We start from the raw sequence: 13,800 nt of genomic DNA, 5'->3' as shown, positions 1-13,800 counted from the left end.
AGGTTCGATGTCACCACTCAACAGCTTCAGCCATCTGAGGCTCGACCAGGTCGGGCGCGACTTCGGCGCCATGAACGCCTTGAAGGATCTGTCCTTCACGGTTCAGCGGGGCGAATTCATCGCCCTGCTCGGTCCCTCGGGTTGCGGCAAGTCGACAGCCCTCAACTGCATCGCCGGCCTGCTGCCCACCACGCGTGGCTCGATCTGGCTCGACGACCGGCGGATCGACACGCTCGGTCCGGAAGACCGCGGTTTCGGCATGGTGTTCCAGAACTACGCCCTGTTTCCGCATATGAGCGTCAGGGACAATGTCGGCTTCGGCCTGCGCATGCGCAGCGTGCCGCGGGATGAAGCCTCGGCGCGCATCGGCACCGCATTGGCGACGGTCAGGCTCACCGACCAGGCCGCCAAGTTGCCCGGCCAATTGTCGGGAGGGCAGCAGCAGCGGGTAGCCATCGCCCGGGCCATCGCGGTGGAACCACCCCTGGTCTTGATGGATGAGCCCCTATCCAATCTCGACGCCAAGCTCCGGCTGGAAATGCGCCAGGAGATCCGCCGCATCCATGCCGGGCTCGGCTCGATCACCCTCTATGTCACCCATGACCAGGACGAGGCGCTTTCCCTTGCCGACCGCATCATCGTCCTGCGCGATGGCGAGATCCGCCAGATCGGCACGCCCGAGGATCTCTATCAGCGCCCGGCGACCCTGGACGTCGCCGAATTCATGGGATTCCGCAACCGCCTGCCGGGCACGATCATCGCCTCGTCCGACGACGGTGTTACGCTGGAAATCGCCGGCGAGCGCATCGACGGCGTCCCCCGTGAAGCGCTGAACGGGCCAAGGGCGGTCGCCGCGATTCGCCCCGACGACCTGACGGCCGGTGAACGAGGTTTCCCCGCCATCGTCGACATCTGCGAATATCGCGGCCACGCCTTCTTCGGCGCAGCCCGGGGCCCCGCCGGCAACGAGCTCTTCTTCAGGGCGCGGCAGCGCACGCAGCCGGGTGACAAGGTGCATCTGAGCGCCGATCCGGCGCGCGTACTGGTCTTCAACGAGGTGGCGCGATGAACATGCCGCTTGCCGTCAGTTTGAAGACGCGCCTTGCCGCGCGCGGTATCGATGGCGTCACCCTGCTCGTTCTGCCGGCCGTACTGTTCCTGCTGGCCCTGTTCATCTACCCGTTCTTCTACGGACTCTGGCTGTCGTTCCAGCCCAAGGATGGCTCGACCTTCGGCAATTACATCGCCTTCTTCAGCGACCCCGCACTCTACGGCACGATCGCCACCACCCTGTGGATCGCAGTACCGGCCACACTGTTCAACCTGCTCGCCGCCATACCGGTGGCTTTCCGCGTCCGCCTTCTCGACAATCAGCGCCTGCTCACCACCATCCTGGTACTGCCCATCACACTCGGCACGGTGCTGGTAGCCGAGGGCCTGCTCAACTATCTCGGGCCGCAAGGCTGGTTCAACCGGGCGCTCACCCTTGTGGGGGTCGGCCCGGTCAAGCTCGTCCACAACTACTGGGGGGTGTTCCTGTCGCTGGTGATCACCGGCTTCCCGTTCACCTTCCTCCTGACGCTCTCCTATGTCACCGGCATCGATCCGGCCCTGGAGAATGCGGCGGCAACGTTGGGCGCCAGGCCGGCCGCGCGCTTTCGCTACATCTTTCTGCCGCTGCTGCTGCCAGGTCTCGCCGTGACCTTCTGCCTGAGCTTCGTGCAGGCTTTCTCGGTCTATCCCTCGGCCGTGATGCTCGGCGCACCGGCAGGTCCCACCCGCGTCATCACCATTCCAGCCTACCAGGCCGCCACCGAGCTCTATGATTATTCGATGGCCTCGGCGATCGCCATGATCATGGGCGCCATCCTGCTGGTCGTCATCGCCATCGTGCTCGGCCTTCGCTCCCTCGCCTATCGCGGGCCGGCCGGCGGCGGCAAGGGTTAGGGAGGAGACGACCATGGTTTGCCGGATTTCCCGCCCGCTTTCAGAACGCCTGTGGTCCACGGCCGTTTGGGCGCTGACCATCTTCTTTGTGATCAACCTCCTCGCCGTCATCGCGGCGGTTGTCGTCAGTTCCTTCTCGACGCGCTGGCTGGGAACCTGGCTGCCGCAGGGCTGGACTGCGCGCTGGTACAATTCGGCCTGGGAGGAGTTCCAGCTCGGCGGCGTGCTCCTCGTTACGTTCCAGGTTGTGTTCGGCGTAGTGCTGCTCTCGGCCGCGATCGGCATTCCGGCGGCTTACGCCCTGGCGCGGCGGGATTTTCCGGGCAAGAAGCTGGTGACTTTGCTGTTCCTGCTGCCGCTGTTGGTACCGCCCGTTACCTATGGCATTCCGTTGACGACGGTTCTCTACAAGGCGGGGCTCGGCAGTACGCTGGCCGGCGTGATCATCGCCAATCTGGTGCCCGCTTTGCCCTTCGTCATCCTGGTGATGATTCCCTTCGTCGAGCAGATCGATCCGCGCCTGGAGGCGGCGGCACGGGTCTTCGGGGCACGCACCGGCTCGGTATTCCGGCACGTCCTGATCCCGCTGCTGCTGCCCGGGGCCCTCGCGGCCTTGCTGCTGGTGCTGGTGCGCACCATCGCCATGTTCGAACTGACTTTCCTGATCGCGGGCTCGGACAGCCAGACGCTGGTCGTCTCGCTCTATGCCGCCGTGATGGCGTCCGGTGTCAGGGCACCGCAATCGGTGGATGCCATGGCCGTCATCTACATGCTGAGCACGCTGGTCTGGCTGGTCATCGCCCTTCGCTTCATCAACCCGACGCAGATGGTGACGCGGGTAAAACGCCAGCCTGCCCGCTGATCCAATCGCCCCCTCCGACGCAAGCCACCTTGCGCTGACGCGGAAGTGGGATGAAGTTTGCGCTCAAGCTGGAATCAAGCACCAATCGGGTTGGTGGATGATGTTGCCAATGGGATGGGAAGCACTCGGCCAGTGGGGTGAAGATGCCGCTCGCATCGAACCGCTCGCTGGCGGAGTTGCCAACGACGTTTGGAGTGTGCGTGTCGACGGACACCTCGCGGTTGGTCGTCTCGGTGCCAGGAGCGATGCTGATCTCGCCTGGGAAACCAACCTCCTCCAGCATCTCGACCGCGAAGGTCTGACCGTGCCAATGCCGATTCCGACGACGGACGGCAGGCTGTTCGCGGACGGTCTGGTGGTGATGACATATGTGGAGGGCGGGCCGCCCGAAACGGAGGCCGATTGGCGTCGCGTGGCCGAGACGCTTCGTCGGCTGCATCGCCTGACGCGGGGTTGGCCGCAGCGCCCGGGCTGGCGATCGTCGACCGATCTTCTCAACGCCGAAACCGGGACCAAGATCAATCTCAGCGCGATGCCGCCTGAGGGCGTTGCTCGATGCCGAGTTGCGTGGGCGCGGCTTATCGGACGTCAGACATGCATCGTCCACGGCAATCCCAGTAACCCTGGCAACATCCGCATGACCGCGGATCGGGTCGCATTGATCGACTGGGACGAGGCGCATGTCGATGTGCCCGACCTTGACCTAGCGCTGCCCCACAACGCCGCCGGCCTCGATGGCGGCGCTCATGACATCGCCGCGCAAGCGTCGGCCGCATGGGAGGCTGCCGTCTGCTGGGACGACGATTATGCAGTCAAGCGGCTTGCCGAAGTTCGAGCAGTCTGAGCAGCGGCAGCCAATCGCGAGCCCGCATCGACTGCCGGATTTTCCGCCGCTCGGTCGACGCGGTCCCCTCAACCCGCCCCCTCGTCACGAGGCTACGGCTGAGAATAGGTCTGTGACCCACAATCGTACGCCGTCCGCAAGGCAGCTTTCATCGGACGGGTAGATTCGATTGCCGTCGGCTGGAGCGCCTGCTTCTCGCACGCGGCCTACAGCTTCTTGACCAGTCTCAGTGTTTCGGCGGCGAAGCCGTTCTTTTCATAGAAATTCCGGCCACGATGATTGCTGGCAAAGACGTCGAGGGACAGGGCGGCATAGCCTTGCTCGCGCGCCCAGTCCTCCGCGGCGGTGAGCAACTGCCTCGCCACCCCCGTGCCCTCGGCCGCATCGGTGACGGCCAGAAGCGCCACATAGCCGATCTTCTGGCCGGTTATGCCATCTGCCCCCGGCAAGGCATGCAGGAAACCGAGGCCGACGCCGACGACGTCCTCGGCAATCAGGCTCAGACTCCCCGCCGCGGGATCCCTGAGATTGGCAGCGGAAAAGGCATCCTGAAATGACTGGATTTCGGCCTGCTCATGCAATTCGGTTTCGATGACCGCCGCAAGGCGCTGGCCGAGACCGAGCATGAAACTCAGATCCCGCTCTCCCTCCGCCTTGCGGATACGCATGGTCATCGACGATAGGCGGAAGCGATGCCGAGAAAGTCCTCGGCCTTGAGTGAAGCGCCGCCCACCAGCGCACCATCGACATTGTCGACGCCCATCAGCTCGGCCGCATTGCTGGGCTTGACCGAGCCGCCATAGAGCACGCGCACGCCATTGCCCTCTTCGCCGAGCGCCTTCACCAGACGGGCACGGATGAAATCATGAACCTGCTTCACGTCCGCTGCCGTCGGCGTCAGGCCGGTGCCGATCGCCCAGACGGGCTCGTAGGCGATCACGGTATTGGCTGCGTTGGCATCATCAGGCAGGGATCCCGCAAGCTGGCTCCCGACGACATCCAGGGTCTTGCCCGATTCGCGTTCCACTCGGGTCTCGCCGATACAGACGATGGCGACAAGACCGGCACGCAGCGCCGCCTCGGCCTTGGCCTTGACAGTCGCGTCCGTCTCGCCGTGATCGGTGCGACGCTCGGAATGGCCGACGATGACATAGCTCGCACCGGCATCCTTCAGCATCTCGGCGGAGATGTCGCCCGTATGAGCACCCGAGACCTTGGCGTGGCAGTCCTGCGCCCCGATCTTGATATGCTGGCCCGCGGCCTGCGCCGCAAAGCGGGAAATCAGCGTGAAGGGCGGACAGACCAGCACCTCGGCACCGCCGGCCTCTCCGGCTGCGACGCCCGTCGCAATGGCATCGAGCTCGGTGACCCCCTTGGTGAGACCGTTCATCTTCCAATTGCCAGCGACGAGCGGGCGCGGCCGGTTTACTGTCATCTTGCTGATCCTCTTTCTGTCAAACAGGGCAGTCTCAAATTTGAGACCACCCTGGATTGCCGAGGCTGCTCGGCGGGGCGGGCTCGAAAATCCTGTCGCCTGTCGGGGCTGGCGCCGGGTTTGCTCATTAACTCGCACCCGATGCGCCGACTTCACCTGAGCGGATTCCTCCCGATCGGACCTGTGGTTCGATCGGGAGGAAGCCGCAAGGCATCAAACATTTGCAGAGTTTCTGGGCAAGGGCCATCCGCGGGCCTTGCCCAGAAACTCTGCCAGAAACTCTGCTTGGCGTGCTTAGCAACCTCATCCCGGTGGAGCAAGGCGTGGGCACCGCAAGAAACCCACAGCCGCGCCATTGCGACGCCACGTGCTCGTCCCTATGATGCGCCGCTTTTCGTGCGCCACCCCTTCCGGGACCGTTCATGCGGGCCCGAACAAGAGTAGAAACGATGCGGGGTTTCCCGGGCTCTCCGAGACGAGCCTGGAGAATCCTTTTGCCTTGATGGAACCAAGACACCGATGCTGAGCTCATTCCGCGATGTTATGACCAAGGGACCCGCCAAGATCATCACGGCGGGGCTCATGTTCCTCCTGAGCGGCAGCTTTGCCTTATGGGGTGTTGAAGGCTGGCTGCAGGGGGGCAGCAATTCCGACGTTGCTACGGTCGGCGGTTCCTCGATTTCCGCCAACACCTACAGCGAAGCCTATCGCGCGCGGACCGTGCAGATCACCCGCGCCACCGGCAAGGCAGTCACCCCCGACCTCGCCCGCACCTTCGGCATCGACAAGCAGGTGCTCAATGGCCTGATTTCGGAAAAGGCCATGGATGTGCAGGCAGCCAGGCTTGGGCTCGGCCTCGACCCCCAAGCCATGGTTCAGACCGTGATGAACGACCCCGATTTCCAGGTCTCCGTGCCGGGCAAGCCGCCCGCCTTCGACGCCAACGCCTTCCGTCAGATGCTCGAGACCAACGGCATGAACGAAGCGATATTCTTCGCTCGCCAGCACGAGGTCTATGTCCGCGGCCAGTTCGACCAGGGCCTGGCGGCCGGTGGCCCCGTTCCCCAGGCACTCCTGCAGGCCGCGGCGCGCTACGAACAGGAAAAGCGCAATACGTCCTATGTCGTGCTGCCGCAGAGCAGCGTGGGCGACATCGCTCCGCCCGACGGCACCGCGCTGCAGACCTATTACGACGAGAACAAGGGTGCATTCCGCACCAAGGAACTGCGCAGCCTGAGCTATATACTCGTGACGCCGGCAGAGTTGACCGGCCGGGCCACCGTCACCGATGCCGATGTTCAGGCCGCCGTCGACAAGGACAAGGCAGGCTCGGCAGCATTGGAGCAGCGCACGGTCGAGCAGATCGCCTTCCCCTCGCTGGATGAGGCCAAGGCCGCCGCCACCCGAATCGCCTCGGGCCAGATCACCTTCGAAGGCCTTGTCACTGAGCGCAAGCTCAAGCCCGAAGACATCGATTTGGGCACGGTGTCCAAGCGCCAGCTCGGCGACCAGAAGATCGCCGACGCAGCCTTCGCCCTGAAGGAAGGCGCCACATCCGACGCCGTGCAGGGCAGCCTCGCCAACGTCATCGTCAAGGTTACCAAGATCGTCGACGCCAAGACCGTCCTGCGTGGGGAACTGGAACGCCAACGCGCATCGGAAGCCGCCAAGAATCTGCGTGATTCCATCGAGGACGAGCGCATGGGCGGCGCCCCGCTCAAGGATATCGCCAGCAAGCTCAAGCTGAAGGCCGTCACGCTGCCCGCAGTCGATACGCAGGGTCGCGACGCCGAGGGCAAGCCGGTTGCCGTGCCGCTCGCCGCCCAGGTCCTTCCCGCTCTCTTCACCGCCGAACCCGGTTCCGATCCCGAAGCCGTCGACGGCCGCGACGAAGGCCTGATGTGGTTCTCGCTCGACACCGTCGTTCCGGCTCGCGACCGCACGCTCGACGAAGCCAAGAACGAGGTAATTACTGCCTGGACTGCGGATCAGAAAGTCGCCAAGCTCAAGGAGAAGGCCGACGAACTCGTGACCCAGTTGCGGGGCGGCAAGCCGCTCGAAGACCTCGCTAAGGGCCTGAACCTGCAGGTCATGCCGGCTTGGGATCTCACCCGCAACGGCCAGAACCAGCCCGTGCCTCCGGCAGTCGTCACTGCCGTGTTCGCCACCCCGCTCAAGGGCTTTGGTACGGCGCTCGCCGCCAACGGAACCGATCGCATCATCTTCCACGTCGAGGACAATGTGATCCCCGAGCTCGATGGCAAGGCTCCGCAGACCGAGACTCTGTCCAAGCAGCTTGCAGCCGGCATCGGCCAGGATCTGATGACGGAATATGTCAAGAAGGTCGAAGGTGAGCTCGGCGTGACCATCAACCAGACCAATGTCGACCGTATTGTCGGCACCGGCAGCCTCTGAGTCGATACCATGCTTCTCGAACCTTCCTTCGAGGCCTTCTCGGCCGCCTACTCGGCCGGCAAGGCGCAGATCCTGACGCTTACGCTGGTGGGCGATCTGGAGACGCCGGTTTCCGCCTTCATGAAGCTGGCGGGCGATAAGCCCAACGCCTTCCTGCTGGAATCGGTGGAAGGCGGCGCCACGCGCGGGCGCTATTCCATGATCGGACTGGAGCCTGACCTGATCTGGCGTTGCGAGAACGGCAAGGCCTCGATCAACCGCCATTTGCCGGACCAGACCTTCGAGGCGTTGGATGGCCATCCCCTCGAGACGCTGCGGGCCCTGATCGCGGAAAGCCGCATCGAGCTGCCTGAGGGCGCGCCGCCGATGGCGGCCGGCCTGTTCGGCTATCTCGGCTACGACATGGTGCGGCTGGTGGAGGAGCTTCCCGCCGCCAAGCCGGATCCCATCGGGGTTCCCGACGCCATTTTGATGCGCCCTACGGTGATGGTGGTGTTCGATGCGGTGCGCGATGCCATCACCGCCGTGACGCCGGTTCGCCCGCAGGCGGATGTCTCGGCCAAGCAGGCCTATTTGCGTGCCGAACAGCGGCTGATGACCATCGTCGACGGCTTGGATCGCCCGACGCCCAAGCTGGCCGAGACCGTCGATCTCGACGCCCTCCACGCCCAGCAGGTCTCCAACACCGCCGAAGCGGATTACCTGGCCATGGTCGCCCGCGCCAAGGAGTACATCAAGGCCGGGGACATCTTCCAGGTCGTGCTGTCACAGCGCTTCAGCGCCCCGTTCCAGCTGCCGCCCTTCTCGCTCTATCGCGCCCTGCGCCGCATCAACCCAGCCCCGTTCCTGGTCTACCTCCAGCTCGAGGGCTTTTCCGTGGTCTGTTCCAGCCCGGAAATCCTGGTCCGGCTGCGCGAGGGCAAGGTCACGGTCCGCCCCATCGCCGGCACGCGCCCGCGGGGCAAGACCAAGGCCGAGGACGATGCGCTGGCCGAATCGCTGCTCAACGATCCCAAGGAACTGGCCGAACATCTCATGCTGCTCGATCTCGGGCGAAACGACGTCGGCCATGTCTCGGCGATCGGCAGCGTGAGCGTGACCGATCGCTTCTTCATCGAGCGCTACAGCCATGTGATGCACATCGTCTCCAACGTCGAAGGCAGTATCGGGCCGGGTCATGACGCGCTCGATGCGCTCGCAGCAGGCTTTCCGGCCGGCACGGTTTCGGGCGCGCCCAAGGTCCGCGCCATGCAGATCATCGACGAACTCGAAAGGGACAAGCGCGGCCTCTATGCCGGCGCCATCGGCTATTTCGGCGCCGACGGCCAGATGGACACCTGCATCGTGCTGCGCACCGCCCTGGTCAAGGACGGTGCCATGCATGTCCAGTCCGGCGCCGGCATCGTCTATGACAGCGTGCCGACCAGCGAGTACGCCGAATGCGTCAACAAGGCCAAGGCCCTGTTCCGCGCCGCCGAAGAAGCTGTCCGCTTCGCCGGCCAGCCCGGGCGGGGACAGTAAGGCAGGTGGACGGCATCCATGGCTAAATGGCCCGGTGCCCGGCGATCGGCCCTGCTGACCTTCGGGGCCGCCTATGTCGTGCTGTTCGCCGATTTCTATCTCTACCTCTATCCGGGCGGCATGCAGGCCGTCGCCCTGATGCTGGCGATTGCCCTGCCTGCCCTGGGCGCTGCCTATGGCATCTTCTTCTTCCATTGGCTGTTCGAGAGCGAGCGCTCGGCACCCTATGCCGACTACGGTTTCGGCATCTGGCTGATCTCCTCGCTCGCCTCACTTATCTACATGGCCGTCTTCGCGGGCCTGGGCGCACTCTTGCCCTATGGTTTGGAGAGGTTGGAACTGTTCGGGAACACCGTGCAGATGATCGCTTCTCGCATGACCTTGGCCTCGGACTATTTCGAGCCCATCGTGGGCCGAAATCTCGCGCTCTTCGTCCTGCTGGAGATCTTTGCCTGCGCCTATGGCAAGAAACACGGCATACGCCGACGCCTGATGGCGGCTCCGCCTACTCCCGGCACTTCCTAAAACCGAAGCGCTTGACCCGCTGCCTCCGCACGCCTAGTCGTGATGGCTTCAAAGGAGGCAAGAGCCGTGACGACAGACCGTTCCATGACCGTGACGCTGATCGACAATTATGACAGCTTCACCTGGAACCTCTGGCATTATCTCGGCCAGCTGGGTTGCACCGTCACGGTTCATCGCAACGACAAGGTCAGCGTCGACGAGGTCATCGCCGCGGCGCCCGATGCGATCGTGCTCTCGCCCGGCCCCTGTACGCCCACCGAGGCCGGCATATGCTGCGATTTGATCGAGAAAGCCAGGGATCGCATCCCGCTTTTCGGCGTCTGCCTCGGCCATCAGGCGATCGGCCAGGTCTTCGGCGGCGACATCGTGCGCCTCGCCATCCCCATGCATGGCAAGATCTCCTCGATCGACCATCGTGGCCGCGGCGTTTTCCGGGGCTTGAACGGCCCCTTCATGGGCACGCGCTATCACTCGCTGGTGGTCAAGCGCGACACCCTGCCAACGGATCTCGAAATCACCGCTGAGACCGACGACGGCGTCATCATGGGCCTGCAGCACAAGAGTGCGCCGCTGCATGGCGTTCAGTTCCATCCGGAATCGATCATGTCCGATCATGGCCACCGCATCCTCCAGAACTTCCTGGAGCTGGCGGCGGAATGGAACGCCAAGAATAGAGCTCAAGAAAGCGAGCATGCATGATGGACGGTTTCAAGCCCTATATCGGCAAGGCCGCCGCCGGTTCGCTCTCCCGGGAAGAGGCGGCTGAAGCCTTCGACCTGCTCTTGTCCGGCCAGGCTACCCCCTCACAGATCGGCGGCTTCCTGATGGCGCTGAGAGTACGCGGGGAAACGCCTGACGAGATGGCCGGCGCCGTCACCGCCATGCGCGCCAAGATGCTGACGGTGGAAGCCCCCGAGGACGCCGTCGACATCGTCGGCACGGGCGGAGATGCCTCCGGTTCCTACAACGTCTCGACCGCCGCCTCCCTGATCGTCGCAGGCGCGGGCGTGAAGGTCGCCAAGCATGGCAATCGCGCCCTCTCCTCCAAATCCGGCGCCGCCGACGTATTGACAGCGCTTGGGGTCAATATCGAGCTGAGGCCGGAAGATATTGCGCGCTGCATCAGCCTGGCCGGCGTCGGATTCATGTTCGCCCCCGCTCACCACGGCGCCATGAGGCATGTCGGCCCCACCCGCGTCGAACTCGGCACGCGGACGATCTTCAATCTGCTGGGGCCGCTCTCCAATCCCGCCGGCGTCAAGCGGCAGCTGCTCGGCGTCTATGCCCGCCAGTGGCTGCAGCCCATGGTGGAAGTGCTCAAGACGCTGGGTTCCACGCGCATCATCGCCGTACATGGCAGCGACGGGCTCGACGAGATCACCACAACCGGGCCCACCGAGATCGTCTCGCTGGAGAACGGCCAGATCAGCCATGGCGTCATCACGCCGGAGGAAGTCGGCCTGCGCGTGGCAGCACCCGATGATCTCAAGGGCGGCGATGCTGCCCACAACGCGGTGGCGCTGCGGGCCGTACTCGAAGGCGAGAAGACGCCCTACCGCGACATCGCCCTCTTGAATGCCGGTGCTGCCCTGCTCGTGGCGGGGCGGGTGCCGACCCTTGGGGATGGCGTAGCCCTCGCCCGCGAATCCGTCGACAAGGGCAAGGCCCTAGCAACACTCAACCGTTTGGTTGAAGTTTCAAACGCGTGAGTGCCATGGCCACCATTCTGCAAAAGATCGAAGCCTATAAACGTCGCGAGATCGAGGCGGCGAAGGCGGCATGCCCGTTGCCTGAACTGATCAAGCTGGCAGAGCAGGCCGGTCCCGTACGCGGCTTCCAGAGGGCTCTACAGGCCAAGCTCGACGCCGGCCACACCGCCCTGATTGCCGAGATCAAGAAGGCCAGCCCCTCCAAGGGCTTGATCCGCGCCGATTTCGATCCTCCGGCGCTCGCCCGCGCCTATGAGGCCGGCGGCGCTGCCTGTCTTTCCGTGCTGACCGACGAGCCCTCCTTCCAGGGACGGCCCGACTTCCTTACCGCAGCGCGCACAGCGGTATCGCTGCCTGCCCTGCGCAAGGACTTCCTCTACGATCCCTATCAGGTGGTGGAAGCCAGAGCCTGGGGCGCCGATTGCATTCTGGTGATCATGGCCAGCGTTACCGATGCCGAAGCACGGACCCTGATCGCTGCGGCCAAGGACTGGTCGCTCGACGTTCTATGCGAGATTCACAATCACGACGAACTCGAGCGCTCTCTCATGCTCGACGTCGGCATGATCGGCATCAACAATCGCGATCTCAACGACTTCGTCACCCGCCTGGAAACCACGGAGACTCTGGCGCCGCTAGTGCCGAGCGACCGCCTGCTCGTCGGTGAGAGTGGCATCTTCTCGCCCGATGACGTCGGCCGCCTGCAGCGGGTCGGGGTCAACACCTTCCTGGTCGGCGAAAGCCTGATGCGCCAGGCCGACGTCACTGCCGCCACCCGCGCCTTACTGGCCCTGGACGGCGCGGCATGAGCCAGCAGCGCACGAAACGCGGCCTTACCCATCTCGACGCCTCCGGCGAGGCGAATATGGTCGACGTCTCGCAAAAGGCCGTGACCAGCCGCACCGCGATCGCTGAAGGACGCGTGGTGATGCAGCGTGAAACGCTCGACCTCGTGTTGTCCGGCGATGCCAAGAAAGGCGATGTCCGCGCCACGGCCCGCATCGCCGGCATCATGGCAGCCAAGAAGACGCATGAGCTGATTCCACTTTGCCATCCGCTGCTTCTCAGCAAGGTTGCCGTCGAAATCGAGCCCGACACCGCTCTGCCGGGTCTGACCGTGCGGGCGACGGCCAAGGTTGCCGGCCAGACCGGCGTGGAGATGGAAGCACTTACCGCAGTCTCCGTGGCCTGCCTGACCATTTATGACATGGTCAAGGCCGTCGATCGGGGCATGCGCATCGAGGCGATCAGGCTTGTGGAGAAATCCGGCGGCAAATCCGGCGATTGGCATGCGGAGGAAAATCGATGAGCCTGCTTCCCGTCGCGGACGCGCTGGCCAAGGTGGTTGCCGGCGTAGCCCCGCTTCCAACCGAAACAATATCGCTGCATGCCACGCGCGGACGTGTTCTCGCTTCGGCCATCACGGCGCTGAGGACCCAGCCCGGCTTCAACGCCTCGGCCATGGACGGCTATGCGGTGCGAGCGGCAGATGCCAAGGAAGGTGCTAGCCTCGAATTGATCGGAGAATCGGCGGCGGGGCACGGCTATGCCGGACGAGTTGGCGAAAACCAGGCCGTTCGCATCTTCACGGGTGCGCCCGTGCCGGATGGCGCCGACACAGTGGTGATCCAGGAGCACACGAGCCGCGAGGGCAATCGCGTCATCGTGGAGGCGGCGGCCAGGCTCGGCCAGCATATCCGGGCCCGTGGCCTGGACTTTGCCGAAGGACGGGAGGCTTTGACATCAGGCACCGTCATCGGTCCCCGCGACATAGCGCTTGCCGCGGCCATGAATCATCCTGCCCTGCCTGTCCGCCGCCGCCCCAAAGTCGCTATTCTCGCGACCGGCGATGAATTGGTACTGCCCGGTCAAGCCATCGGCGAGAATCAGATCGTCGCCTCCAACAATTTCGCCATTCGGGCACTGGTCGAGGCCGAGGGGGGCGAAGTACTCGACCTCGGCATCGCCAGCGACGACTTCCCGGCTCTGGAGGCTGCCGTTCGGCGGGCTCGTACCGAGAAGGCGGATGTGCTCGTCACCATCGGCGGTGCTTCGGTCGGCGATCACGATCTGATCCAGACCGCGCTCACCCGCGAAGGCATGCAGCTCGGCTTCTGGAAGATCGCCATGCGCCCGGGCAAGCCCCTGCTGCACGGGCGGCTTGGCTCAATGCATATCCTCGGCCTGCCCGGCAATCCGGTATCCTCGGTGGTCTGCGGCGTCCTCTTCCTGGTACCCCTGTTGCGTACGTTGCTGGGGCGGGCCGATGCGGGTCTGTCCCGCCGCAAGGCCGTCTTCGCCAACGCCTGGCCAGCCAACGACGTTCGTGAAGACTATATCCGTGCCCGCTTCGTGCTTGACGATACGTCAGACATCCTCAAGGTAGAGCCGCTGGCGCTGCAGGATTCGTCGCTGGTGAGTGTGATGCAGCATGCCGACTGTCTGGTCGTCCGGCCGCCCTTTGCGCCGGAAGCAAAACCGGGCGATATCTGCGAGATCATCGATCTTCGTGCGGCCGGCTATTGACGCTACCCTTAACCTG

14 protein-coding genes are annotated in these 13,800 nt (G+C 64.4%); 12 read left to right on the top strand and 2 right to left on the bottom strand.

The genetic code is table 11. The features are described 5' to 3' along the window. The first annotated feature begins 7 nt into the window (after positions 1-7). The 4 genes from ACN6KF_RS06615 (at position 8) to ACN6KF_RS06600 (ending at position 3,653) form a co-directional block, all read left to right on the top strand. The gene (locus tag ACN6KF_RS06615) at positions 8-1,069 is read left to right on the top strand and encodes an ABC transporter ATP-binding protein (protein WP_434956075.1); all 1,062 of its coding nucleotides are present in this window, start codon (positions 8-10) and stop codon (positions 1,067-1,069) included. Beyond that, positions 1,066-1,947, top strand: a complete 882-nt coding sequence (locus tag ACN6KF_RS06610; protein WP_434956074.1) for an ABC transporter permease — start codon at positions 1,066-1,068, stop codon at positions 1,945-1,947. Before ACN6KF_RS06615 ends, ACN6KF_RS06610 begins: the two co-directional genes overlap by 4 nt. A gap of 13 nt (positions 1,948-1,960) precedes the next feature. Beyond that, positions 1,961-2,809, top strand: a complete 849-nt coding sequence (locus tag ACN6KF_RS06605) for an ABC transporter permease (protein ID WP_434956073.1) — start codon at positions 1,961-1,963, stop codon at positions 2,807-2,809. Positions 2,810-2,918: 109 nt separating this feature from the next. Next, complete coding sequence (locus tag ACN6KF_RS06600; protein WP_434956072.1) at positions 2,919-3,653, top strand: phosphotransferase enzyme family protein; 735 nt, start codon at positions 2,919-2,921, stop codon at positions 3,651-3,653. Positions 3,654-3,859: 206 nt separating this feature from the next. Here ACN6KF_RS06600 and ACN6KF_RS06595 read toward each other — a convergent pair whose 3' ends face one another. After that, a complete protein-coding gene (locus tag ACN6KF_RS06595) occupies positions 3,860-4,327 on the bottom strand; it encodes a GNAT family N-acetyltransferase (protein ID WP_434956071.1) in 468 nt (155 codons plus the stop codon). Next, on the bottom strand, positions 4,324-5,088 hold the full coding sequence (gene tpiA, locus ACN6KF_RS06590) for a triose-phosphate isomerase (protein ID WP_434956070.1): 765 nt from the start codon (positions 5,086-5,088) through the stop codon (positions 4,324-4,326). The genes ACN6KF_RS06595 and tpiA overlap by 4 nt, the downstream gene beginning before the upstream one ends. Positions 5,089-5,607: 519 nt before the next feature. On the opposite strand from tpiA, the gene ACN6KF_RS06585 reads away from it, so the two are divergent. From ACN6KF_RS06585 to ACN6KF_RS06550, 8 genes are all read left to right on the top strand, one after another. Further along, entirely contained in the window at positions 5,608-7,503 is a 1,896-nt protein-coding gene (locus tag ACN6KF_RS06585) for a peptidylprolyl isomerase (protein ID WP_434956069.1), read from the top strand. Positions 7,504-7,512: 9 nt separating this feature from the next. Next, positions 7,513-9,024 (top strand): anthranilate synthase component I, encoded by a 1,512-nt coding sequence (gene trpE / locus ACN6KF_RS06580; protein ID WP_434956068.1) that lies wholly within the window; start codon positions 7,513-7,515, stop codon positions 9,022-9,024. An 18-nt stretch (positions 9,025-9,042) separates the two neighbouring features. Then, on the top strand, positions 9,043-9,549 hold the full coding sequence (locus tag ACN6KF_RS06575) for a hypothetical protein (RefSeq protein ID WP_434956067.1): 507 nt from the start codon (positions 9,043-9,045) through the stop codon (positions 9,547-9,549). Positions 9,550-9,633: 84 nt separating this feature from the next. Beyond that, positions 9,634-10,248, top strand: coding sequence for an anthranilate synthase component II (locus ACN6KF_RS06570; RefSeq protein ID WP_434959627.1), 615 nt, complete (start codon positions 9,634-9,636; stop codon positions 10,246-10,248). Further along, complete coding sequence (trpD, locus tag ACN6KF_RS06565; RefSeq protein WP_434959626.1) at positions 10,248-11,258, top strand: anthranilate phosphoribosyltransferase; 1,011 nt, start codon at positions 10,248-10,250, stop codon at positions 11,256-11,258. Before ACN6KF_RS06570 ends, trpD begins: the two co-directional genes overlap by 1 nt. Before the next feature lie 5 nt (positions 11,259-11,263). Beyond that, positions 11,264-12,067, top strand: a complete 804-nt coding sequence (gene trpC / locus ACN6KF_RS06560; protein WP_434956066.1) for an indole-3-glycerol phosphate synthase TrpC — start codon at positions 11,264-11,266, stop codon at positions 12,065-12,067. Further along, positions 12,064-12,567, top strand: coding sequence for a cyclic pyranopterin monophosphate synthase MoaC (moaC, locus tag ACN6KF_RS06555; protein WP_434956065.1), 504 nt, complete (start codon positions 12,064-12,066; stop codon positions 12,565-12,567). Before trpC ends, moaC begins: the two co-directional genes overlap by 4 nt. Beyond that, positions 12,564-13,784, top strand: coding sequence for a molybdopterin molybdotransferase MoeA (locus ACN6KF_RS06550; RefSeq protein WP_434956064.1), 1,221 nt, complete (start codon positions 12,564-12,566; stop codon positions 13,782-13,784). Before moaC ends, ACN6KF_RS06550 begins: the two co-directional genes overlap by 4 nt. The last annotated feature ends 16 nt before the right edge of the window (positions 13,785-13,800 follow it).

Source organism: Labrys methylaminiphilus subsp. lupini, assembly GCF_051161885.1.
GTDB lineage: Bacteria > Pseudomonadota > Alphaproteobacteria > Rhizobiales > Labraceae > Labrys.
This window is presented reverse-complemented; position numbering and strand designations above follow the sequence as displayed.

What these genes read in the sequence shown, in the direction of transcription:
- ACN6KF_RS06615 (WP_434956075.1), top strand. Translation starts at nt 8, where the DNA reads ATGTCACCACTCAACAGCTTCAGCCATCTGAGGCTCGACCAGGTCGGG.
- ACN6KF_RS06610 (WP_434956074.1), top strand. Translation starts at nt 1,066, where the DNA reads ATGAACATGCCGCTTGCCGTCAGTTTGAAGACGCGCCTTGCCGCGCGC.
- ACN6KF_RS06605 (WP_434956073.1), top strand. Translation starts at nt 1,961, where the DNA reads ATGGTTTGCCGGATTTCCCGCCCGCTTTCAGAACGCCTGTGGTCCACG.
- ACN6KF_RS06600 (WP_434956072.1), top strand. Translation starts at nt 2,919, where the DNA reads ATGGGATGGGAAGCACTCGGCCAGTGGGGTGAAGATGCCGCTCGCATC.
- ACN6KF_RS06595 (WP_434956071.1), bottom strand. Translation starts at nt 4,327, where the DNA reads ATGACCATGCGTATCCGCAAGGCGGAGGGAGAGCGGGATCTGAGTTTC.
- tpiA (WP_434956070.1), bottom strand. Translation starts at nt 5,088, where the DNA reads ATGACAGTAAACCGGCCGCGCCCGCTCGTCGCTGGCAATTGGAAGATG.
- ACN6KF_RS06585 (WP_434956069.1), top strand. Translation starts at nt 5,608, where the DNA reads ATGCTGAGCTCATTCCGCGATGTTATGACCAAGGGACCCGCCAAGATC.
- trpE (WP_434956068.1), top strand. Translation starts at nt 7,513, where the DNA reads ATGCTTCTCGAACCTTCCTTCGAGGCCTTCTCGGCCGCCTACTCGGCC.
- ACN6KF_RS06575 (WP_434956067.1), top strand. Translation starts at nt 9,043, where the DNA reads ATGGCTAAATGGCCCGGTGCCCGGCGATCGGCCCTGCTGACCTTCGGG.
- ACN6KF_RS06570 (WP_434959627.1), top strand. Translation starts at nt 9,634, where the DNA reads ATGACCGTGACGCTGATCGACAATTATGACAGCTTCACCTGGAACCTC.
- trpD (WP_434959626.1), top strand. Translation starts at nt 10,248, where the DNA reads ATGGACGGTTTCAAGCCCTATATCGGCAAGGCCGCCGCCGGTTCGCTC.
- trpC (WP_434956066.1), top strand. Translation starts at nt 11,264, where the DNA reads ATGGCCACCATTCTGCAAAAGATCGAAGCCTATAAACGTCGCGAGATC.
- moaC (WP_434956065.1), top strand. Translation starts at nt 12,064, where the DNA reads ATGAGCCAGCAGCGCACGAAACGCGGCCTTACCCATCTCGACGCCTCC.
- ACN6KF_RS06550 (WP_434956064.1), top strand. Translation starts at nt 12,564, where the DNA reads ATGAGCCTGCTTCCCGTCGCGGACGCGCTGGCCAAGGTGGTTGCCGGC.